We start from the raw sequence: 24,144 nt of genomic DNA on the forward strand, positions 1-24,144 counted from the left end.
CTAATAGCACTCAGGCTTCCGGTTTTTGTGTTTTATGAGATCTGTAATTTATCATCCTTACTTATTAAGATAATTTTTAACGAACCGATATAAACAATAAGATATATTTACATCAACAAGGGGGCAAGATCCGTATGGTCAATCGAATTTCTGATTCTGTTGTAAATATTCCACAATATACATCTGTAAAAACAGCTGATGTTGAATCAGGTGTCCTCATTTCTACTGAAAGTGAAATTAACTCACTTTCAAAGGAAAATGCTGAACATGAGTATTTACCTGCTGAAAAAGCGAAAAAAATGGCAGATAGTATGAATAACTTTTTGGAGACAACTAACACCGAATTACGATTCAAGTATCATGATGAGTTGGAAACCTATTATGTGACATTGGTAAATTCAAAAACAGATGAAGTTGTTCGAGAAATTCCCTCCAAGAAACTGTTGGATATGTATGCGGCTATGTGTGATTTTGTCGGATTATTTGTAGACAAGAAAATATAAAAGGTTGGTGATTTCGTGCGTATTACTGGATTAGCAAGTGGCATGGATACTGAAACAATGATAAAAGATATGATGAAGGCACAGCGTATTCCTTTGGATAAAATAATGCAAAAAAAGCAATACATGGAATGGCAAAGAGATGATTATCGAGCAACGAATAAAAAACTATTTGATTTTCGTAATTTAACAAGCGATACTATGTTACGTCAATCTACTTATATTCAAAAGACGGTGACTAGTTCAGCACCTGACGAAATTAGTGTGAAAAATATAAACTCGACAAGCGATTTCACTGGAAAGATTAAAGTAAAACAGCTTGCGGAAGCGGCTACTCTGCAAAGTACTGATCGAGTTTTACCTTCTGATGCTGATTTGACAAAAAAACTAAAAGATTTGAACGTTCAAGTGCCCTCTACATTCACTATAAAAGCTATAAAAGCGGATGGAACGGAAGATAAAGTTGGTTACGTAGTTCGAATTGATGAAAATTCCACTATGCAAAGTGTGTTGGCCGACATTAACAAAAGTTCTGGGGTGACTGCTTTCTATGATTCCTTTACTGGAAAGATGGCATTTACTGCAAAAAATAGTGGTGAGATTGCAAATACGATCGGGCCGGATGGAACTACTATAAATCCATCAGAGATTGTAATCGAGGGAGATACTAATAACTTCTTGAAATTTGATACAGCCATAGCGACAGAAGGTAAGAATGCCATTTTTGTTTACAATGGTTTAGAAACACAACGTCAATCTAATACATTCCAAATCAATGGATTTGAAATTACATTGAAAAAAGCAAGCGAAACAGATATTACATTTAGTTCTGCACCAGACACAGACAAAATTCTTGAATCGGTGACTAAATTTGTAGATGAATATAACAAGTTAATTGAGAATTTAAACAGCGAGATTCGTGAAAAAAAATATAGAGACTTCCAACCTTTATCTTCTGAAGAAAAAGCAGATTTGAAAGAGAAAGAAATCGAACTTTGGGAAGAAAAAGCAAAAAGTGGGACTCTACGGAATGATAGTGTTATTTCTAGTGCATTAAGTCAATTGCGTACTGCGTTAAATTCAGCTGTTGGTGGAGTAACAGGTGCAGATAGATTAAGTGAAATTGGTATTAAAACTTCTAGTAACTATATGGACAATGGAAAATTAGTTATTGATGAAGCGAAGTTGCGTAAGGCAATTTCAGATGATCCCAACCAAGTGTATGAACTTTTTGCAGCGGATGGTGCTACGGATTCAGAGAAAGGATTGGCTAGAAGATTAGTAGCTACTTTAGATGATACCCGTAAAAAAGTTATTGAAAAAGCTGGTACGGATACAGCAGTAGGCACTTCTTTCTCACTTGGCCGTACATTAAAGAGCTACGATGATCAAATTACCCGTTTTGAAGCTCGCTTAGAAATGGTTGAAAGTCGTTACTATAAACAATTCTCGGCTATGGAATCTGCAATACTACGCGCGAATAGTCAATCTTCCTATCTAATGAATGCATTTGGCGGCGGACAATAATAAATATGCTACAAACGTTACAAAAAGAGGAGTGTTATCATGGCTATAAATAATCCATATCAAGCCTATCAACAAAATAGTGTGACTCAATCTACACCGGGTGAGCTAACACTAATGCTATATAATGGCTGTTTAAAGTTTTTGAACCAAGCGAAAAAAGGGATAGAAACAAAAGATATTGAGCTGAAAAATACGAATATCCAAAAAGCACAAAATATCTTACGTGAGCTAATGATTACTCTAGATCCATCACAAACTATCTCACAATCAATGACTAGTTTATATGAATACATGATTAATCGCTTAGTAGAAGCAAATATCAACAATGATGCTTCTCTTGTTGATGAAGTATATGCACTTACAACCGAATTTCGTGATACCTGGAAACAAGTTATTCAAATAAATCGTCAGAAACAATACGGCTCCACAGGTGAAATATGATTCGGGAGAGTCTAAAAGATTGGAGAATTGTTACAGAACAGTTGATTCATATTTTAGATGAGAGAGAAGAAGAAAAGCGTGATGCTATTATTTCGCAAATAGAAGAGTTATTAAACAAACGGGACGAATTTCAGCAATCAATTCAACAACCTTTTACTGATGAAGAAAAGACATTTGGACAAGCGCTTCTTTCGTTAGAAAAGATTCTTCAAGTAAAGTTAAAAGTGTATATGAAAGATATACGCTTAGATATTTCTGATCAACAAAAAAAGAAAGTGTCTGTCCATGCTTACATGGATCCCTATGCAAAGGTATTCCGAGACGGTACTTTTTACGATAAGAAAAAATAAACAAACCGGCATCAGCTAATGCTTGTGCCGGTTTGTTATTTAGATATGAAGAATTGGGGCTATTAAAATGACAACTTTAACAGAGGATCAAGTACAATTAGTTCGAGAATATACAACAATGCTTCAGAATATTGATGAAGCATTTGAATATGTTGTTGCTAGTTTTTCAGATTACTCAAAAACAGAAGGTGACCTGGTGTTAAGTGATATTCTTTCATCCTTTGTTCAGCTTATCCAAGTGAATGATGATTTAACTACTATTTATCATGATAATATTGAAGTGAAAAACTCCATACGTGACTTCAAAGAAATTATTTCTGCAACTGAGAAGTTAGATGGTATATTTGAAAAATCACAGGAAAAACAAGAAGTAGTTCAACAATATCTTTACCCAGCATATAAGAAATGGTATGAGTCTATTCATCCACAATTAGTCGTATATACACAAGTATAAAAAATAACCCAATGAGTAAACTAAAATGTACCCCATAGAATAGACACTTAAAAAAGTCTATCCTCTGGGGTACTTTTGTTTATAATGAGAAAAAACATGTTAGGGCGGATCAAAATGACAATAAGTTTATTTACTGAAAATGAAATAGAACTGCTGAAATGCAATCCTAATGTACGTGCAGTTAGTGAAAAAGGAATTACCTATACCGACGAATTTAAACGTAGATTTATTTCTGAAAATGAAATGGGGAAATTACCTCGTGCTATTTTTGAGGAAGCTGACTTTGATGTGGAGTTAATTGGTATGGAGCGTATTAAATCTGCAGCTAAGCGGTGGCGAGCTGTCTATCATGAAAAAGGGATATTCGGATTAGAAGATACGAGGAAAAAGAATAGTGGTAGACCTTTAGAGAGAGAACTAAGTTTAGAAGAAAAATACGCTCGATTAGAGGCGCAGAATCGATTATTACAAGCGGAAAATGAACTCCTAAAAAAGCTCGATTTACTCGAAAGGCAGATGATGAAAAAGAAACCAAACTCCTAAGCGAACAGAAATTCCAATTGATCCACGACACGATTGAAAAATATCAATTAAAGCGTATGGTTCGTTTTCTGTGTGTATTAATTGGCGTATCTCGATCGGGCTACTACAACTATTTCTCAGAAAAAGCCATGCAAAACCGCGAAGAACGCAAGTTAGCAGATGAAGAAGTAAAAGAAATTATTCTAAAAGCGTTTCTTTTCCGCCGTCGAAAAAAAGGCGCGCGTCAAATAAAAATGACGTTAGAAAATCAGTATCTCATTACATATAACTTAAAACGAATTCGTCGCATAATGAAAAAGTTTGGGATCATTTGTCCATTTCGAAAAGCGAATCCTTATCGAAGAATGGCAAAGGCAACACAGGAACATCGCACATTACCAAATCTATTAAACCGCCGGTTTAAGCAAGGAGTCATTGGTAAAGTTCTATTAACAGACATTACATATTTAAGTTATGGAAAAGGAAAACGTGCCTATTTATCCACCATTAAAGATGCAGAAACGAATGAGATATTAGTATGTGAAGTATCCGATAAACTAACCTTAGATATCGCACTAAGTACCTTAAAAAAATTAAAAAAGAAAGAGATAAAACTATCTAAAGAGGCATTTATCCACTCAGATCAAGGCTTCCATTATACAAGTCCTCAATTTCAAAAACTGGTAAAGAAAATGGGATTAGGTCAATCCATGTCACGTCGTGGAAACTGTTGGGATAACGCACCTCAAGAATCGTTCTTTGGTCATTTTAAGGATGAAGTAGACTTGAAGTCTTGCGAAACTTTAGAGGATTTAATACGAGAGATTAAGAGTTATATGACGTATTATAATCATTATCGAGGTCAATGGAACTTAAAAAAGATGACGCCTGTACAATACAGACATCATCTTCTTCAAGTTGCTTAAGAGCTTTTTTTAAAATGTCCTTTACAAAGGGTACACTTTAAACATCATTGGGTTATTTTTAAATCACTAAAACTTATACTCCTTCAACACCCCCTCCAACTTCAAAGCCAACCCAATACTCCCATCCACCTTCAACTTCCCAAACATAAACGCAGTAGTGCTATTCAACTCACCTGCAAGTAGTTTCATAAAGTCTTTCGAGCTCAATGTTAACTTGCAATCAGCCTTGGTCGAAGTGTCGTCTGAAACCTCTGCAGTTCCATTTGCCAAAATGAGCTGTTTTACACTTGGATTATCACCCGTTAAGTTAAACTCATAACAAACATTTTCATTTTGAATTGGTGCTGGATTTTCATTCATCGTTGTTTCGATTAGTTGCCAAGTTTCGTTCATATATAAATCTCCCTCTCTATTTATGACTGAATATTCATTTATATTTAATTTTCTCATATTCGACTCTTTTTGGCGAGTTAATATTTCCTGGGAAATTAAAAAATAGTAATGTGATTAGTAAGTAGAAATGGTATTATAAATATAATAGTTATATAGAAGGAGGGTCTTTATGTTCAAGAAAGTGCTAATAGTAACAGTCTTACTTATTTCCTTTGCATCATCTGCTAGTGCTAATACCTTATATGAAGTTAAAAAGGGGGATACCCTATCGAAAATAGCTAAGCTTAATAAGGTGACAATCAATGATATTCGTTCATGGAATAAGTTGACGAAGGATAGTGTTTACATCAAACAAAAGTTAGTTGTGAAAAAGCCCGCTATTGGGACTAAAACTCCGGCAAAGGTAGTTACTACTAAACCTGTAGTAGTTACTAATACATCGAAACAGGAGACAGTAGTAACTCCAGTACAAGTAAAGGATGCACAGCTGATCACTGCACCATTTCAAGAACAAGAAAAGAGTTTATCTGCTAAAGGACAAGCTATGTATCCGTTAATAGTAGATTTTGCAAAACGTCTAGAAGGCATACCGTACGTATATGGTGGTTATACAATGTCGGGGTTCGACTGTAGTGGATTTATTTATTTCTTACATACACAAGCAGGTTTAGATATTACGAGACAAAGTAGTGAGAGTTACTTCGCACAATCATCTGTTGTTTCGATACCAGTTGTAGGGGATTTAGTATTTTTCCAAAATACATATAAACAAGGAATCTCTCATATGGGAATTTACATAGGTGATAATAAGTTTATCCATGCGGGGTCTAAAGGTGTGGAAGTAACGAGTTTAGATTCTTCTTATTGGAAAGAACATTTTGTTTCATTCAATCGATTTAATTCATTAACTGTGAAGTAAGGCAAAGGGGGATTTGACATGAAATGGACTATCGGTAGGAAGATGTGGCTGGGGTTTGTTACTGTTTTAGTGTTATTAATAGCTGTATCTGTTTTGTCGCTTATGACCATAATGGAAACTAGTGATAAATATAAATTTTTGCTTGATGATCGAGCGGTTAAAGTGAATCTAGTAAAAGATATCGGAGTATCTCAAAAAGACACGTCCGGAGCACTAATGGATTATTTACTATTTACTACGGATGCATCCAGGGCAAGTGTAGAGGAACACCAACAAATTACGAATAATTTAACTGCTGAATTACGTAATAAGTTGTTTTCAGAAGAGACGTTAGAGATGATGACAGAATTTGAAAAGAAAAATGATATGTTCGCTGCTATTAATGCAGATGCGATTAAAGCGAAAATGGAAAAAGATACTGCGGCGGTCAATAAACTTACTGCCAATGCGAAAACTACAAATGCAGATGCGTTAGTAGTACTAGCAGAAATTGAAAAGTTTTTACAAGACGATATGGATAAAACGAGAAAAGAACTTACTAGTTATGAATTCGGCGCAAAAGTATTCGTTAGCTCCTTAGCGGCATTAGGTGTTTTACTAGGTGTTATACTTGCATACTTTATCAGTAGAAGTATTTCAGCACCCGTGAAGCGTGTTACGGCAGGCCTTACAGAAATTGCAACAGGTAACTTATTAGTTGATCCTATTGTGATCAAAAATAATGATGAAGTCGGCGAAATGGCCACAGCATTTAATACAATGTCTAAAGACTTAAGAGATATTGTATCAGGAGTACGAGATTCTTCTATCCAGCTTGCTGCTAATGCAGAGGAACTTTCCGCTAGCTCAGAAGAAAGCTTAGCATCTTCTCAAATGGTTGCAAAATCTGCGGGAGCTCAAATGGTCTCAAGTGAACAGCAAGTGCATCATATGGATTCATCGGTTCAGTCAATGACAGAGCTATCACAAGGCATCAGTCAAATTTCTGTTAGCAATGAAGAAATGCTACATGCAGCAAATGATGTACAAAAACTAGTTCATACAGGATCTGATGTTGTATCAGATGTTGCTAAACAAATGGATACTATTCACACAACATTTACTGATACGACTATAATTATGAAGAATATGGCGAAGCATTCCAATGATATTCAGACGGTTACTGCTTTAATAACGGATATATCAGAACAAACGAATCTATTAGCATTGAATGCCGCAATTGAAGCAGCAAGAGCTGGTGAATATGGTAAAGGCTTTGCAGTTGTAGCCGATGAGGTGCGTAAACTTGCAGAGCAATCTAAGAACTCTGCTACAGAAATAGCTTCTATGGTTCAACTGATTCAAAGTGCTTCAGGTGAGGCTGTTCATGCTATCACAGATGGTGGCGAGAAAGTGGAAGCTGGTATCGCTAAAACAACGGAATCCTTAAAGGTATTCCAAGGCATTGAAGAGGCTGTTGGAGAAGTTGGTCTTAAAGTAGAATCGGTTTCTGCTGCTATCGAACAAATACAAGCTATGGCGGAGTCTGTTTCACAGGGTGCGCAAGAAGTTCAACGACTTGCAACGCTTGCAGCAGATGGTGCTAATGATACTAGTGCAGCAACAGAGCAACAAATCGCTGCAAATGAAGAAATTTCATCCAATGCACAAGCATTAGCAGATCTTGCGGAAGCATTACAAAACAATGTTAGTCACTTTAAAATTTAAATTAAAACTTTTTATCCTATATCATTTTATATGTTATAGGATATTTTACTGAAATTTTTCAAAATTTATGTGTCCAAATACCCTTCTATTATGTATAATGATATAGTTACATTAGAATCATATAATACTAATATAAATAGGAAAAAGGGGATACAAATGAAGTTGACAATATCTAAGAAAATGTGGTTTGGTTTTAGTGCTGTTTTACTATTACTAGTAATCACAAGTGTTATTACTCAAGTAGGAACGTCAATGCTAACGGATAGATACAAGGGGCTATTAGATGATGACGTTGCAAAGATAGATTTAGTAGAAGAGATTACTGTCATTCAAAAAGATATGGCTACTGCTATATTAGAGTTTGTTATGTTTGGTAAGAGAGAAGCTGTGGATAAGTTCGATGCTGAAATAGAGAAAGGTTCCGTTGCAGCACGAGCTTTAATAGAAAAAGCTCCTGATGCAGAGTCCATGGAGTTGATGAAAGAACTTCAAACAGAAACAGTGAAATTATTTGAAAATAATAATAAAATTATTGAGTTAAAATCTGCAAATCAGTCTTTTGAACAATATGCAGCAAACTCATCGGAAATTAATGCCGGGGTACTTGATATTTTGGCAGAATTACAACAAGTCCAAGAAGGAAATTTGGCAGATACACGAGCGGAATTAGAAAAGTTTGAGGCTAACACATCAAAATTACTAATTTTATTAACTATAGTAGCAATTATTATTGGAATTCTGATTTCTTACTTCATCGGAAAATCTATTTCTAAACCAATTCAAAAAGTAACAAAAGGTCTGGAAGAAATTTCTAATGGTAACTTAGCCGTTGAACCAATTATTATTAAAAACAAAGATGAAGTAGGCACAATGGCGAAAACATTTAATAAAATGTCGAGCGATTTACAACAAATTGTATCAAGTGTACGCGATTCATCGATGCAGTTAGCAGCAAATGCAGAAGAACTTTCTGCTAGCTCCGAAGAAAGTCTTGCATCCTCTCAAATGGTAGCGAAATCTGCCGAAGAGCAAATGGTCGCAAGTGAACAACAGGTAAAACATATGGAGTCATCGATGAATTCTATGGAAGGTCTTAAGCATGGCGTTTCAGAAATTGCTTCGAGTAACGATGAAATGTTACAAGCAACAGATGGTGTGCAAACTTTAGTAACAAAAGGTTCTTCTGTGGTTTCTGAAGTAGCTAACCAAATGGAAACGATCCATACTACTTTCACTGAAACAACTGAAATTATGAAAGATATGGCTAAGCATTCAGATGAAATTCAAAACATTACATCGCTTATAACGGATATCTCCGAACAAACGAACTTACTTGCATTAAATGCTGCAATTGAAGCAGCTCGTGCAGGAGAATATGGTAAAGGTTTCGCGGTTGTTGCGGAAGAAGTTCGTAAGCTTGCAGAGCAATCGAAAAATTCCGCTTCTGAAATTGAGTCAATGGTTAAACTAATCCAAACTGCATCAGGGTCAGCAGTTAAAGCAATAACAACTGGTGGAGATAAAGTAGAGCAAGGTCTTGCGAAAACGACAGAATCTCTTCATGTTTTTGAAGAAATTGAAACTAGTGTAGTGGATGTAGTGAACAAAGTAGAGCTTGTAACATCTGCTATTGGACAAATTCAAGAGATGGCTAATTCTGTTACAGAGAGTGCCCAACAAGTACAAACAATTGCTACTCACGCTGCAGATAGCGCAAGTGACACAAGTGCCGCTACAGAACAACAATTAGCTGCAAATGAAGAAATCTCTTCCAATGCTCAGTCTCTAGCAGATTTAGCAGAAAAACTACAAAACGAAGTAAGTCACTTTAAGATATAACTTTCAAAGACCCTAAATTGTAAGTTGGATTTAGGGTCTTTTACTTCTAAAAAATAAATATTTCGACAATAAATGTCGTCAACTTTCAACTTGTATAATTAGGTTTAAGTAGCATCTATAGAGAAAAAGGGGATAATTATGAAATTAACAATTTCTAAGAAATTATGGGGTGGATTTGCAGCAGTATTGGTGCTGTTAATAATAGCGAGTGCTATGTCTATGTGGACAACTTACGACATATCAAGTAAATATGATTCACTAATTGATGAAGAAATGGAACATGTGTCTCTTATCGAGAAAGTGGAACTAATTCAAAAGGACACGTCCACTTCAGTATTAGAGTATTTAATGTTTAGCAAACTAACATCAGTGGAAAAACTAGAAAACAATTATAAACAAGTGACGGAGATTACAACTTCACTTTCTAGTGATCTTAAAGATACGACTTCAAAAGAGTTAGTAGAAGAATTACAGAAGAAATCTAAACAACTATACGAATCAAACAATCAAATAATTGAAATAAAAAAGAAAAACGGTATGTACCAAAAGAATGCATCCGAATCTACAAAGCTTAACTTGGAGATTGCGGATGTATTAGTAGAACTAAAATCAAATGTTGAAAAAAGATCAGAGCAAACAAGGGACGAATTAAATACATATGTAGGAACAGCTAATATTGTTACACTAATATTAACGATTCTTAGTATCGTTGTTGGAGTACTCGTATCACACTTTATAAGTAGAAGTATAGCTAAACCTATTACTAAAGTGACGAATGGTCTTGTAGAAATTGCAGATGGCAATCTTACAATAGAACCAATTATTATAAAGAATAAAGATGAAGTTGGAGAAATGGCCACTACTTTTAACAAAATGTCTGGTGATTTACAACGTATAGTTTCTGGTGTCCGTGATTCATCGATGCAATTAGCAGCAAACGCGGAAGAACTAACTGCTAGTTCCGAAGAAAGTTTGGCATCTTCCCAAATGGTCGCAAAATCTGCAGAAGCTCAAATGCTAGCAAGTGATGAACAAGTAAATCACATGGATGCTTCAATGCAATCCATGACAGACTTACAAAAAGGTGTTTCACAAATTGCTTCAAGTAATGACGAAATGTTAAAAGCTACAGATGGAGTGCGATCTCTTGTTACACAAGGGTCTAACGTCGTTACGAATGTAGCTAGTCAGATGGATAATATTTATACAACTTTCCATGAAACAACAGAAATTATGAAAAACATGGCAAAGCATTCCGATGAAATTCAAAACATTACTTCCATGATTACAGACATTTCCGATCAAACGAATCTGCTGGCATTGAATGCAGCAATTGAAGCAGCGCGTGCTGGTGAATACGGAAAAGGATTTGCAGTTGTAGCAGAAGAAGTGCGCAAACTTGCGGAGCAATCCAAAAACTCAGCAGCAGAAATAGCAGCCATGGTCCAGTTAATCCAAACGGCATCGAGTTCAGCAGTTAAAGCAATCACTTCGGGCGGTGAAAAAGTGGAAGAGGGCTTAGCACAAACAACTGAATCTCTAAATGTCTTCCATCAAATTGAAACAAGCGTAGACGATGTAGTACAAAAAGTAGAATCCGTTACAATCGCTATAAGTAATATCCAAGAAATATCTAGTTCCGTAACCGAAAGTGTCCAACAAGTTCAATCATTAGCAACACAAGCAGCAGACGGAGCAAGTGACACAAGCGCTGCAACTGAACAACAATTAGCAGCAAACGAAGAAATTTCATCCAATGCTCAATTCCTAGCAGACTTAGCAGAGAAACTTAAAAACGAAGTAAGTCACTTTAAAATATAACTAACACAAACGACTCCTATTGTTTATAGGAGTTGTTTTTCTAGAGAGGCAAAGGGAAATTGCGCAAAACTAGAAAGTTGCGCAAAATTATATCACCCTAATTTTCAAAGATTATCTTCTAACATTCCAGAACTCGTCACAAAGTTTTCAAGGGAAATCAGGTATACTTGCGATAGGGAGTTGTTTCGAAATGTATACATTCATTATTTTCATACATGTGATTAGTGCAGTTTTATCGATTGGTCCTTTCTTTGTTCTGTTCCCGTTATTAAATAGGATGAAAGGCAAAAGTAAAGAGATGATTGATACATCATTAGAAGTATTCCAAGCAGCTATTCGTCTAGTTAAACACGCTGGCCATGTGCTTGTTGGGTCAGGGATTCTTCTTGTATGGCAAGGGAACTGGCCATGGACAACCTCGTGGGTGGTTATGACAATTGTCGTGATGGTAAGTTCAATCGTATTTCTAGCAAGAGCATTTAAACCAAATATTCGAGAATTGCGCGCAGGAACGATTGATTTGGATACACTCATCAAAAAACTAAAATCCAATGTGTGGAAATATATTTTTTTGTTATTACTCATGCTATGGTTCATGGTTGCAAAGCCAAATTTGTGGTAACAGACAACCCTTTCTCTTTTTTTTTGGAGAAAGGGTTTTTATTTGTAAACTTGCGATTATCGAAGTAAATATTGCGATTTGTAATAGATGACTTGCGATTCTTCCAAACCAATTTGCGATTGACTGTGTACAACTTGCGAATAGCCACACACAATTTGCGATTCAAAAGATATACCTCATTCACACTCACCTCTCCCAACCAACTTAAATATCTTCCAAACTCATGTCATTTTAATAAAAAGTTCACAATTATTTTTTCTTTCTGCGAAATGCGATATATCGCAGATGAAAGCGATTACAAACAAAAAGAATATTCGAAAATAACTGACAATTTAAAAATTGGGTGTTGACGGGGCATTTTAAAGGCGATATGATATCAACAATATATTAATTATTGTGAGAAAATTCACAATGATAAATATTCAGAGCTGCAAAGCTAAACGCTACATAAGCGGAAAGTATAGGAGCGATTGAATTGAGAAGTGACATGATAAAAAAAGGCGTCGATCGCGCCCCACACAGAAGCTTGCTTTATGCAACTGGGGTTAAAACGAAAGATTTAGATAAACCGTTTATCGGTGTTTGTAACTCCTATATTGATATTATTCCTGGTCATATGCACTTAAACAAATTTGCCGAAGTTGTGAAAGCAGCTATTCGTGAAGCAGGAGGAATTCCATTTGAGTTCAACACGATTGGTGTAGACGATGGAATTGCAATGGGTCACATCGGCATGAGATATTCACTTCCTAGCCGAGAGCTTATTGCAGATTCAGCTGAAACAGTTATTAATGCGCACTGGTTCGACGGAGTGTTTTACATTCCAAACTGTGACAAGATCACACCAGGTATGTTAATGGCAGCGGTAAGAACGAATGTCCCATCTGTATTTGTTTCAGGTGGTCCGATGGAAGCTGGTACTTCAGCCGACGGGAAACAACTTTCACTCACTTCTGTGTTTGAAGGAGTAGGTTCTTATAAGTCAGGTGGTATGTCAGCAGAAGAGCTACTAGATATTGAACAGAATGCATGTCCAACATGCGGATCATGTTCAGGTATGTTCACTGCAAACTCCATGAATTCCTTGATGGAAATGCTAGGAGTGACACCTCCCGGTAATGGAACGATTATTGCAACTTCAGATGAACGGCATCGCCTTATAAAAGAAGCAGCACATCATCTAATACGAATGGTAAAAGAAGATGTGAAGCCTAGAGATTTAATAACAAAAGAAACGATCGATGATGCATTTGCGCTAGATATGGCAATGGGTGGTTCAACAAACACAGTTCTCCACACATTAGCAATTGCACACGAAGCTGAAATTGAATATAACGTGCGTGAGATCAATGAAGTCGCAAAACGTATTCCTTACTTATCGAAGATTATGCCAGCATCTGATTACTCCATGCATGATGTTCATCTAGCAGGAGGAGTTAGTGCCATTATAAAAGAGCTTTGTGAGATTCCTGGAGCGGTTCATCCAGATCGACTAACGATTACTGGAAAATCACTCTATGAAAATGTGAAAGAAGCAGAAATTACGAATGATCGAGTCATACGCCGAAAAGAAAACCCATATAGTCCTGTAGGAGGCTTATCCGTATTATTTGGAAATATTGCTCCTGAAGGCGGAGTTATTAAAGTAGGTGCGGTGGATCCTTCTATTAAAGAATTCACTGGTAAAGCGATTGTGTTTGATTCGCAAGAAGCAGCACAAGAAGCGATTGATGATGGTACCGTTCAAGCAGGTCATGTCGTTGTTATCCGTTATGAAGGTCCAAAGGGTGGACCAGGAATGCCGGAAATGCTTGGACCAACTTCCGCGATTCAAGGTCGCGGATTAGGAACACAAGTAGCACTAATAACAGACGGTCGTTTCTCCGGAGCATCTCGAGGGATTTCAATCGGACATATTTCTCCAGAAGCCGCAGACGGTGGACCGATTGCTTTAGTTCAAAATGATGATTTGATTGCTATTGATCTAACAAATAGAACGATAGATTTACAAGTTAGCGATGAGGAATTAGCTTCTAGAAAAGCAAACTTACAACCATTTGAACCAAAGATTAAAAAAGGCTATTTAGCAAGATATTCAAAACTAGTAACATCAGCGAGTACTGGTGGAGTAATGAAAATCTAAGGATAAACTTTACAAACGGTTTTTATTAAAAATAAAATATATAAATCATTGATGAGGCAAAAGTTAAAGGAACCTTGTATTAACAGAGAGTCGGTGTGGTGGGAACCGACAATACAACCTTTAGCGACATCCCCTCGGAGTGAAGTGTTGAACGGGAAACCTTTTAGATACTTCCGGGTGTAGTTTAGCTACTCTCGTTATAAATGGATAGTGGGCAATTGCTTGTTATCTGCGAGGTAGCGGTTGCGCTACGAACTAGGGTGGTACCATGAAAAGAATTTCATCCCTATACAAAAGAACGATGGTTTCTTTGTGTGGGGTGAGATTCTTTTCTTTTTTATACATTTAACTTTAGTCATTTAAAGTGAGAGTTAAGTGAAGTTTTCAAGCAAACTGGGCGATTTGATTAAAAAGGAGGAATTAATGATGAAGTTGACCGTTGAGGAAACTGAGCAAGTTTATGAAGAGCCAATAACCACACAGGCTCCTACACAGTTGAATGGTGCAGATGTTTTTATCGAAACGTTAAAGAAGCATCAGGTTGAAGTAATATTTGGTTATCCAGGTGGTGCGGTTCTACCAATTTATGACGCATTGTACAAAAATCCGATTAAACATATTCTTGCAAGACATGAACAAGGCGCTATTCATGCAGCGGAAGGATATGCCCGTGTTTCTGGAAAAGTTGGAGTAGTGATTGCTACTTCGGGACCAGGTGCAACGAATTTAGTTACCGGCATTGCCGATGCGATGATGGATTCCATTCCGTTAGTCGTGTTTACAGGGCAGGTTGCTACAACCGTGATTGGTACAGATGCATTCCAAGAAGCAGATATTATCGGTATTACGCAGCCTATAACTAAACATAATTACCAAGTAAAAGATGTAGCTGATTTTCCAAGAATCATTAACGAAGCTTTTCATATTGCTTCTACAGGTCGTCCAGGACCAGTTGTCGTAGATATACCTAAAAATATGGCTACCGGATTGTTCGTAACGCCAAAAGATGAAGATCAGGAAGTAAATCTTCCAGGGTATCAGCCAACGACAAAGCCAAACTTTTTACAAATTCAAAAAGCGGCTCAAGCTATTTCTACCGCCAAACAACCGTTAATCCTTGCTGGAGCAGGAGTATTATTTGCAAAAGCATCAGACGAACTTGCTGAATTTGCTGAAAAATATCAAATTCCAGTAACGAATACGCTGCTAGGATTAGGGGGTATCGAAGGTAATCATCCACTATTCCTCGGAATGGCAGGCATGCACGGAACTTATACAGCGAATATGGCCATTCAAACATGTGACTTACTTATAAATGTTGGTGCACGATTTGATGATCGCTTAACAGGAAATTTAAATTACTTTGCTCCAAACGCTAGAGTTGTTCATATTGATATAGATCCAGCAGAAATTGGCAAAAACGTTCCAACAGAAATTCCGATTGTAGCGGATGCGAAAGAAGCATTAGAAGCTTTGATAGCGCATGAAGCACCGAATGGAAATACAGTCGCTTGGCTAGAAAGCTTAAATATTTCTAAAGAGCAATATCCATTTCATTATCAAGCAAGCGAAGAACGTGGATTGCTTCCACAGCAAGTTCTCGAGCTAGTACATGAGTATACAAACGGAGACGCGGTTGTCACAACAGACGTTGGACAGCATCAAATGTGGACAGCACAATACTATAAATTTAATCATCCACATAATTGGGTAACATCCGGTGGACTAGGAACGATGGGATTTGGTTTCCCAGCAGCAATTGGTGCACAGCTAGCAAAGCCTGATGCGAAAGTGGTTTCAATTGTTGGGGATGCAGGTTTCCAAATGACGTTACAGGAATTATCTCTATTACAAGAGCTGAGAATTCCAGTAAAGGTAATTATTTTAAACAATCAAGCACTTGGTATGGTACGCCAGTGGCAAGAGACCTTCCACGGTGAAAGGTACTCACAATCATTAATTTCGGTTCAACCAGATTTCGTGAAACTAGCGGAAGCTTACGATATCAAAGGGTATAAAATTGAAACGTTTGAAGACGCGAAGGTTCAGTTAAAAGAAGCATTAGAATCAGATGAGCCAGTTTTAATCGATTGCCGAGTAGTACAAAAAGAATTAGTTTATCCAATGGTTGTTCCAGGCACAGCCCTACATGAAATGATTGGGGTGAAGCCAGAATGAAACGAATCATCACAGTAACAGTGATCAATCAAAGTGGAGTACTCAATCGTGTGACTGGCTTACTCATGAAGCGTCAGTTCAACATTGAAAGCATCACAGTAGGGCATACAGAAAATCCGCAAATTTCTAAAATGACATTTGTGGTAAATGTGGAGGATGAACAAAAGCTTGAGCAGCTATTAAAGCAGCTACAAAAACAAGTAGATGTTCTGAAAGTAAATGATATTACCGAAAAACAAATTGTCGTAAGAGAACTGGCACTCGTAAAAGTCGCGTCGCCACCAACTGTAAGAGCAGAGGTTAATAGTATTATAGAACCTTTCCGTGCTTCTATTATTGATACTGGTAAAAACGTAGTCACTTTCCAAGTAACAGGTAGTCCAGAAAAAATTGATGCATTCATCGATTTGCTCAAACCCTATGGCATTAAAGAACTAACAAGAACAGGCGTAACCGCTTTTGTTCGCGAGACACAGAAAGTAAACGGCCCACAGCTATCCATTTTAAAATAATAAAAACTCATTTGATTGGATTGTAATGTGGGACCGCCCGTGGAAAGCGTCCGCATGAAACGGAAATCTATCATTATTAGTGATTAATGAATAAAAAATATAAAAAACCCAAATTCGAGGAGGAAATAACAATGGCTAAAATGTATTATAACGGAGATATCAACGAAGGACTTTTACAAGACAAAAAAATCGCAATCATCGGGTACGGATCACAAGGTCACGCACACGCACAAAACCTTAAAGATTCAGGATTTGATGTAGTAGTTGGTATTCGTGCAGGTAAATCATTCGATCAAGCAAAAGAGGATGGTCTAGAAGTATATTCTGTAAAAGAAGCGGCAGAAAAAGCAGACGTTATCATGATCTTATTGCCAGATGAAAGACAAAAAGCAGTGTATGAAGCAGAAATTGAACCTTCGTTAAAAGCTGGCAAAACATTAGTATTCGCACATGGCTTCAACGTACATTTTGGTCAAATCGTTCCTCCAACAGATGTGGATGTATTCCTAGTAGCACCAAAAGGTCCTGGTCATTTAGTGCGTAGAACATTCGAAGCAGGAGCAGGAGTACCTGGATTATTCGCAGTTTACCAAGATGCAACTGGTCAGGCAAAGGATCTAGCTCTTGCTTATGCAAAAGGTATCGGAGCTGCACGTGCAGGCGTTCTAGAAACAACGTTTAAAGAAGAAACGGAAACAGATTTATTCGGAGAGCAAGCGGTACTTTGTGGTAGTACAACTGCAATTGTTAAAGCAGGTTTCGAAACATTAGTAGAAGCAGGTTACCAACCAGAGCTTGCTTACTTTGAAACTTTACACGAATTAAAACTAATCGTTGACCTTATGTACGAAGGAGGAATGGCTACAATGCGTTCTTCCATCTCAGACACTGCAGAGTGGGGAGATTTCGTATCAGGACCACGTATCATTGATGCATCTGTAAAAGATCGTATGAAAGACGTATTAACAGATATTCAAGACGGTACTTTTGCAAGAGAATGGATTAAAGAAAACGAAACAGATCGACCAAAATATAATGCTATTAAAAAAGCAGAATCAGAGCACCAAATTGAAGTAGTTGGAGCTAAATTACGTGAAATGATGCCTTTCATCAATGAAGGGAAAAAAGTCAAGAAAGAAGTGGTGACTAGTGCGCAAAATTGAATTCTTTGACACAACTCTACGTGACGGCGAACAATCAGCTGGTATTAATTTAAATACAAAAGAAAAGTTAGAGATTGCTCGTCAGCTAGAAAAGTACGGCGTTTCCATTATTGAAGCAGGGTTTCCTGCTTCATCCCCTGGGGACTTCGAGGCAGTTAAGCTAATTGCAGATACGGTAAAAAATTCAGTCGTTACTGGTCTAGCTCGGTCGATTAAAAGTGATATCGAAACTTCTTGGGAAGCGTTAAAAGGTGGGGTACAACCACATCTACACACATTTATCGCAACTTCACCGATTCATATGCAATATAAGTTAAATAAAACACCTGAGCAAGTAATCGAAATTGCTGTGGAATCTGTGAAACTAGCAAAAAAATATTTTCCACTTGTGCAGTGGTCTGCAGAGGATGCAACTCGCTCCGACAAGGATTTCTTAGTTCGCATTATGAATGAAGTCATTAAAGCAGGAGCAACAACAATTAATATTCCCGATACAGTGGGCTATGCGAGTCCTATTGAATACGGAGCTCTCTTCAAATACTTAAGTGAAAACGTAACAGGTATCGAAAAAGTGAAATTATCAGCTCATTGTCATGATGACTTAGGAATGGCTGTAGCTAATACATTAGCAGCTATCGAAAATGGAGCAACGCAAGTAGAAGGTACGATTAATGGTATCGGTGAACGTGCGGGTAATGCAGCACTGGAGGAAGTAGCTGTTGCACTACATATTCGCAACGATTATTACCAAGCAGATTCTGGCATTATATTAAAAGAAACAAAACGTACTAGTCAACTAGTAAGTCAGCTTACAGGCGTTGTAATTCAGCCAAATAAAGCGGTTGTCGGAAAAAATGCATTTGCACATGAATCTGGAATTCACCAAGATGGCATGCTTAAAAACCCGGAAACGTATGAAATCATTACACCTGATCTAATCGGTGACGTAGCTACTGAACTCGTTCTTGGAAAACATTCCGGTCGTCATGCTTTCTTCTCGAGAGCCGCGGAAATGGGCTTCCAGCTAAGTGATGAGAAACTAAATGCCGCATTTGTCGCATTTAAGAAGTTGGCAGATCGTAAGAAAGAAATTGCAGAAGAGGATTTATTTGTTTTATTAACTGATCAGCAAGTGAAGAGTGGAGAAGTGGAATTGTATGAATTAGAGGAATTAGTCGTCCACTATGAAAACAATGTCCCAACCTCTACGATTACTGTAAAAGTACCAACAGGTGAACAAGTAGTGGAAACTTGCGCAGGTTCTGGTGCAGTAGAAGCTATTTTCAATACACTAGAAAAGATTGTGAACGGCGAAGTTCGCATTTTAGATTACCGTGTATCGTCTGTATCTAAAGGACGCGACGCACTGGGTGAGGCAGTAATCAACTTAACATTCAACGGCAAAACATCCACGGGTAGAAATGCTTCCCAAGATGTATTGAAAGCATCTGCCAGAGCGTATATCAACGCCATCAATCGTCAATTAGTAAACGTTCAAATAAAAGAACAAGCCGCAGTAGGTCAGTGAATAGGTGTTTGTAGTGAAAGGTGGCGACTCCAGCGGGATAAGCGAGTAAGTTGAGACCCCGCAGGGAGCGTAGCGAACGAGGAGGCTCGACCTCGCCCGCGGAAAGCGTCCACCTGTAACGGCTCAAAAGCCTTTTAAATAAACTTTGTAAATAAAAAAATGGGAGTGAATGAGATGGAAAAAACGATAACGGTATTACCGGGAGACGGAATCGGTCCAGAAGTAACAGAGGCAGCAGTAAAGGTGCTTCAAGCAATTGCAAAACGTTATAACCATACGTTCAACTTGCAATACGGATTAATGGGTGGAGCAGCAATTGATGCTTGTGAAAACCCACTTCCAGAAGAAACAATTAATGCATGTAGTCAAAGTGATGCCATCCTATTAGGCGCAGTAGGTGGGCCAAAATGGGATCAAAATCCATCTCATTTACGTCCGGAAAAAGGTTTGCTAGCTATTCGTAAGCATTTTGGATTGTACGCTAATATTCGTCCAGTCAAAGCGATTCCTGCATTACTAGAAGCATCTCCTCTTAAAAAGGAGGTAGCAGAATCAGTAGATTTAGTCATTGTACGCGAGTTAACGGGTGGTTTATATTTTGCTGAACCACGTAAGAAAACAAATGATTACGCAGTCGATACGTTAGTTTATACCCGCAATGAGATTGAACGAATTGTAGATACTGCCTTCCAATTAGCAAGAAGCCGTCGGGGCAAGCTCGCTTCTGTGGATAAAGCGAATGTATTGGATTCTAGTAAACTATGGCGTCAAATTGTGGAAGAGAAAAAACAAGGATATCCCGATGTGGAAGTAGAGCATATGCTTGTCGATTCAACAGCGATGAAGCTAATTACAAAGCCAGATTACTTTGACGTAATTGTAACGGAAAATATGTTTGGAGATATTTTAAGTGATGAAGCTTCCGTAATCACTGGTTCTTTAGGAATGCTGCCATCTGCAAGTACGCGTGAGGATGGTTTTGGTTTATATGAACCGGTCCATGGCTCTGCTCCTGATATCGCTGGGCAAAACAAAGCAAATCCAGCCGCTACAATTCTTTCAACAGCAATGATGCTACGTGAGTCTTTCCAAATGGAAACAGAAGCAGCAGCTATTGAAGAAGCAGTATTCAATGTATTAAATGACGGTAACTTCACAAGTGACCTAGAAATAAAAGGAAAACGAGTGCTTTCTACTACAGAATGGACGGCTAAAGTTTTAGAAGAATTAGACTCAGAATTTGTATCAGATAGTATTATGTTTTCTTATGTCTAACCAAAAGGAGAGAAACTAAATGGCAAAAACGATTATTGAGAAAATTTGGGATGAACATATTGTGTACGAGGAAGAAGGTAAACCAGACCTTCTCTATATCGATTTACACTTAATCCATGAGGTGACATCTCCCCAAGCGTTTGAAGGGTTACGACTGAATAATCGTAAGGTGCGTCGGCCAGATCTTTGTTATGCAACGATGGATCACAATGTCCCAACTCGAAATAGAGAACAGATTAAAGACGTTATCGCTCGTAAACAAATTTCTACACTTCAACAAAACTGTGAAGAGTTTGGCGTTCCACTTGCCAATATGGACCATCCGGACCAAGGGATTGTTCATATTATCGGACCAGAGCTGGGTCTAACTCAGCCTGGTAAAACAATTGTTTGTGGAGACAGTCATACATCTACACATGGTGCATTTGGTGCCATAGCTTTTGGTATCGGTACTAGTGAAGTGGAGCATGTACTTTCAACGCAAACTTTATGGCAAGCTAAACCGAAAACAATGCAAATTAAAGTGACGGGTGAGCTTGGATATGGCGTTGCTGCAAAAGATATTATTTTGGCAATCATTGCGAAGTTTGGTATCGATATGGGTACAGGTTATATCGTCGAATATACTGGCGAAGCGATTCGAAAGCTATCAATGGAAGAGCGTATGACGATTTGTAATATGTCGATTGAAGCAGGAGCACGTGCTGGTTTGATCAGCCCGGATGAAACTACAGTTGAATTCCTTAGAGGGCGTGAGCATGTACCGGCAGGGGAAGCTTTTGAAACAGAAGCAGCACGTTGGTTAGCCCTAGCAACGGAAGAAGGGGCACTTTACGATAAAACGGTAGAAATTTCTACAGATGAAATTGAGCCGTTTGTCACATGGGGTACCAATCCTTCGATGGGTTCTGGTGTATCGCAAAATATTCCATACACATCTGATTTTGCTGAAATAAGTGACCAACAAGCACATGAAAAAGCATTAGCTTATATGGGACTAGAACAAGGGATGCCGCTAGAGGACATCGCTATATCAAATGTATTTATCGGATCGTGTACAAATGCACGCTTAAGCGATCTTCGCACAGCAGCAAATGTTATTGCAGGGCGTAAAGTACATCCAAATGTAACGGCGATTGTCGTTCCAGGGTCCCAAACGGTTAAAAAACAAGCAGAGCAAGAAGGCATCGACCAAATATTCCTTCATGCAGGATTTGAATGGCGCGAATCAGGCTGCAGTATGTGCCTAGCGATGAATGATGATATAGTTCCAGCAGGAGAGCACTGTGCATCCACTTCTAATCGAAACTTTGAAGGCCGTCAAGGTGCGGGTTCGAAAACACATCTGATGAGCCCAGCAATGGCAGCAGCTGCTGCAATCGAAGGGCATATTGTAGATATTCGCAAATTTGGACTAGTAAATGCATAAGGAGGAGGAAAACAAATGGAGCCTATCAATGAAATTAAAAGTGTCATCACACCTTTAAATCAAAAAAATGTAGACACAGATCAAATTATCTCGAAAGAATTTCTAAAACGTATCGAACGTACTGGATTTGGAAAATACCTATTTTACCACTGGCGCTTCGATGCGAATGATCAACCAATTAAAGACTTCGTATTAAATGATGAACGATATAAAGAATCTACAATTCTAGTAGCCCATGATAACTTTGGATGTGGCTCCTCCCGTGAACATGCTCCTTGGTCCATCTTGGATTACGGATTTCGAGTAGTCATTGCACCGAGCTTTGCGGATATCTTCTATAATAACTGCATGAAAAATGGAATTTTACCGATTAAGTTATCGGTGAGTGAAGTGGAAGCCTTGCTAAGCAAAGAAGTATATAATGTCGCAGTTAATCTAGAAGCGCAAACCGTAACAGGCGAAGATGGTATGGTATATTCATTTGACATTGATCCATACCAAAAGAAAATGCTTCTAAATGGATGGGACGAAATTTCGTTAACCTTCCAATATGAAGATAAAATTAAAGCTTATGAAGACAAAAAAATAGCTAATTAGCAACTCGAAAACACCACTCCCTGATTGAGGAAAGTGGTGTTTTGATGTTTTACAAGAAGAGTGATTATAATATTGCGAGAATGCGTAAATCGAGGTATACGTTGCGTATACGACGTAAGATGTTGCGAATAATAAAACGATGCGCAAAACTGTAATGCTCCGATTTAATCCCACCATTTGCGATTCCACACAATCATCTTGCGATATGCATCAACTAACTTGTGATTCTGTCCTCAGACCTTGCGATTAACACCAACTAATTAGCGATTCACCATTATTACAAGCTTAACCTAAACTCTTCTCTTGACTTTATTAAGTAACTAAAATATAATTACTTACGAAAAGTAACCTATATAAATAACTGGAGGAATCAACATGAAATATCATAATAAACCAAACACATTTGTAGAATTAGTAGAGTTAAAGGTAGTAGATCTTCAGCGTTCCGTAGAATTTTATGAGAATATCATAGGCTTTACAATATTGGAACAGCAAGCTAACAAAATATATCTTACTGCTGATGGTAAAACAGCACTTCTTTCTATTGAACAACCAGCTGATATTATGCCAACTCAACAAAAAACTGCTGGATTATATCACTTTGCGTTATTATTACCAACACGTGCGGATTTAGGGGCAATTTTAAGATATTTTTCTGAGCTTAGCATTAGAGTGGGAGCAGGAGATCACTTAGTTAGTGAAGCACTATATTTAAATGATCCTGATGGAAATGGCATTGAGATTTTTACTGATCGTCCAGATTCTGAGTGGAAATGGGAAAATGAGTATGTGGAAATGGCTACCCTTCAAATTGATGCACAAAGTATTTTGACGGAAGGAGCTAATACCCCGTGGAATGGTTTGCCAGCAGGAACTGTAATGGGACATATTCATTTACATGTCTCTGAACTAGACTTAACGAAAGAATTTTACAATGCTTTAGGTTTTGATGTGATGACTCCTAATTATCCTGGGGCTTTATTTATGGGAGCTGGTAAATACCATCACCATATTGGATTAAATACTTGGGCGGGAATTGGAGCACCTCCTACACCAGAAAACGTGGTTGGGTTAAAAGCATTCTCTGTCGTTTATCCTTCAAATGAAGCACTACAAATAGCAATTACGAAAGTAAAAGCATTTGGATCAGAAATTTTTGAAGAAAATGGTATATACACCGTTAAAGATCCTTCTCAAAATAAAATTAAATTAACTATAAAATAAACAAATGACTCCGAGAAAATCGGAGTCATTTTTGAATCTTCTCCCTCTATCTATAGCTTCAACGAATTTCTACT

At 37.7% G+C, this 24,144-nt stretch carries 21 protein-coding genes and 1 other annotated feature; of the genes, 20 read left to right on the forward strand and 1 reads right to left on the reverse strand.

Annotated features, from left to right (window positions below):
* The first annotated feature begins 134 nt into the window (after positions 1-134).
* The 6 genes from flaG (at position 135) to MHI40_RS04630 (ending at position 4,720) form a co-directional block, all read left to right on the forward strand.
* Complete coding sequence (gene flaG, locus MHI40_RS04605) at positions 135-503, forward strand: flagellar protein FlaG (RefSeq protein WP_340761720.1); 369 nt, start codon at positions 135-137, stop codon at positions 501-503.
* A gap of 15 nt (positions 504-518) precedes the next feature.
* Positions 519-2,027: a flagellar hook-associated protein 2 gene (locus MHI40_RS04610; RefSeq protein WP_340761721.1), complete on the forward strand. Its 1,509-nt coding sequence runs from the start codon at positions 519-521 to the stop codon at positions 2,025-2,027.
* 39 nt (positions 2,028-2,066) lie between these two features.
* Positions 2,067-2,468, forward strand: a complete 402-nt coding sequence (gene fliS, locus MHI40_RS04615) for a flagellar export chaperone FliS (protein ID WP_340761722.1) — start codon at positions 2,067-2,069, stop codon at positions 2,466-2,468.
* A complete protein-coding gene (locus MHI40_RS04620) occupies positions 2,465-2,818 on the forward strand; it encodes a hypothetical protein (RefSeq protein ID WP_340761723.1) in 354 nt (117 codons plus the stop codon). The genes fliS and MHI40_RS04620 overlap by 4 nt, the downstream gene beginning before the upstream one ends.
* Positions 2,819-2,885: 67 nt before the next feature.
* A complete protein-coding gene (locus tag MHI40_RS04625) occupies positions 2,886-3,272 on the forward strand; it encodes a hypothetical protein (RefSeq protein ID WP_340761724.1) in 387 nt (128 codons plus the stop codon).
* Between the two features lie 114 nt (positions 3,273-3,386).
* Positions 3,387-4,720 (forward strand): IS3 family transposase gene (locus MHI40_RS04630; RefSeq protein WP_340761725.1). Its coding sequence is split into 2 segments (ribosomal slippage): positions 3,387-3,774 and positions 3,774-4,720, totalling 1,335 coding nucleotides; the frame shifts between segments, so codons are not numbered across the junction.
* A 66-nt stretch (positions 4,721-4,786) separates the two neighbouring features.
* Here the strand turns inward: MHI40_RS04630 and MHI40_RS04635 are convergent.
* Positions 4,787-5,113: an SCP2 sterol-binding domain-containing protein gene (locus MHI40_RS04635; RefSeq protein WP_340761726.1), complete on the reverse strand. Its 327-nt coding sequence runs from the start codon at positions 5,111-5,113 to the stop codon at positions 4,787-4,789.
* Positions 5,114-5,282: 169 nt separating this feature from the next.
* On the opposite strand from MHI40_RS04635, the gene MHI40_RS04640 reads away from it, so the two are divergent.
* The 14 genes from MHI40_RS04640 to MHI40_RS04705 all read left to right on the forward strand — a co-directional run bounded on the left by MHI40_RS04640 (position 5,283) and on the right by MHI40_RS04705 (position 24,070).
* Entirely contained in the window at positions 5,283-6,032 is a 750-nt protein-coding gene (locus MHI40_RS04640) for a C40 family peptidase (protein ID WP_340761727.1), read from the forward strand.
* Positions 6,033-6,050: 18 nt separating this feature from the next.
* The gene (locus tag MHI40_RS04645) at positions 6,051-7,739 is read left to right on the forward strand and encodes a methyl-accepting chemotaxis protein (RefSeq protein WP_340761728.1); all 1,689 of its coding nucleotides are present in this window, start codon (positions 6,051-6,053) and stop codon (positions 7,737-7,739) included.
* Positions 7,740-7,895: 156 nt separating this feature from the next.
* The gene (locus MHI40_RS04650) at positions 7,896-9,578 is read left to right on the forward strand and encodes a methyl-accepting chemotaxis protein (RefSeq protein ID WP_340761729.1); all 1,683 of its coding nucleotides are present in this window, start codon (positions 7,896-7,898) and stop codon (positions 9,576-9,578) included.
* A 138-nt stretch (positions 9,579-9,716) separates the two neighbouring features.
* Positions 9,717-11,399 carry a methyl-accepting chemotaxis protein gene (locus tag MHI40_RS04655; RefSeq protein WP_340761730.1) on the forward strand — a complete coding sequence of 561 codons (1,683 nt, stop codon included), beginning with the start codon at positions 9,717-9,719 and terminating at the stop codon, positions 11,397-11,399.
* A 190-nt stretch (positions 11,400-11,589) separates the two neighbouring features.
* On the forward strand, positions 11,590-12,021 hold the full coding sequence (locus tag MHI40_RS04660) for a hypothetical protein (RefSeq protein WP_340761731.1): 432 nt from the start codon (positions 11,590-11,592) through the stop codon (positions 12,019-12,021).
* Positions 12,022-12,496: 475 nt separating this feature from the next.
* Positions 12,497-14,164 (forward strand): dihydroxy-acid dehydratase, encoded by a 1,668-nt coding sequence (gene ilvD, locus MHI40_RS04665; RefSeq protein ID WP_340761732.1) that lies wholly within the window; start codon positions 12,497-12,499, stop codon positions 14,162-14,164.
* 39 nt (positions 14,165-14,203) lie between these two features.
* Positions 14,204-14,455: a binding site (T-box leader), on the forward strand.
* 135 nt (positions 14,456-14,590) lie between these two features.
* Complete coding sequence (gene ilvB, locus MHI40_RS04670) at positions 14,591-16,342, forward strand: acetolactate synthase large subunit (protein ID WP_340764386.1); 1,752 nt, start codon at positions 14,591-14,593, stop codon at positions 16,340-16,342.
* On the forward strand, positions 16,339-16,854 hold the full coding sequence (ilvN, locus tag MHI40_RS04675; RefSeq protein WP_093537301.1) for an acetolactate synthase small subunit: 516 nt from the start codon (positions 16,339-16,341) through the stop codon (positions 16,852-16,854). The genes ilvB and ilvN overlap by 4 nt, the downstream gene beginning before the upstream one ends.
* A 131-nt stretch (positions 16,855-16,985) precedes the next feature.
* Entirely contained in the window at positions 16,986-18,017 is a 1,032-nt protein-coding gene (gene ilvC / locus MHI40_RS04680) for a ketol-acid reductoisomerase (protein ID WP_340761733.1), read from the forward strand.
* Positions 18,004-19,545 carry a 2-isopropylmalate synthase gene (locus MHI40_RS04685; protein WP_093537303.1) on the forward strand — a complete coding sequence of 514 codons (1,542 nt, stop codon included), beginning with the start codon at positions 18,004-18,006 and terminating at the stop codon, positions 19,543-19,545. Before ilvC ends, MHI40_RS04685 begins: the two co-directional genes overlap by 14 nt.
* Positions 19,546-19,719: 174 nt before the next feature.
* A complete protein-coding gene (gene leuB, locus MHI40_RS04690) occupies positions 19,720-20,820 on the forward strand; it encodes a 3-isopropylmalate dehydrogenase (RefSeq protein ID WP_340761734.1) in 1,101 nt (366 codons plus the stop codon).
* Between the two features lie 19 nt (positions 20,821-20,839).
* Entirely contained in the window at positions 20,840-22,249 is a 1,410-nt protein-coding gene (gene leuC / locus MHI40_RS04695) for a 3-isopropylmalate dehydratase large subunit (protein WP_093537305.1), read from the forward strand.
* A gap of 15 nt (positions 22,250-22,264) precedes the next feature.
* A complete protein-coding gene (gene leuD / locus MHI40_RS04700) occupies positions 22,265-22,846 on the forward strand; it encodes a 3-isopropylmalate dehydratase small subunit (RefSeq protein ID WP_340761736.1) in 582 nt (193 codons plus the stop codon).
* A 375-nt stretch (positions 22,847-23,221) separates the two neighbouring features.
* A complete protein-coding gene (locus MHI40_RS04705; protein ID WP_340761738.1) occupies positions 23,222-24,070 on the forward strand; it encodes a VOC family protein in 849 nt (282 codons plus the stop codon).
* Positions 24,071-24,144: the final 74 nt, after the last annotated feature.

The organism is Psychrobacillus sp. FSL H8-0510 (assembly GCF_038008345.1).
GTDB classification, from domain to species: domain Bacteria; phylum Bacillota; class Bacilli; order Bacillales_A; family Planococcaceae; genus Psychrobacillus; species Psychrobacillus psychrotolerans.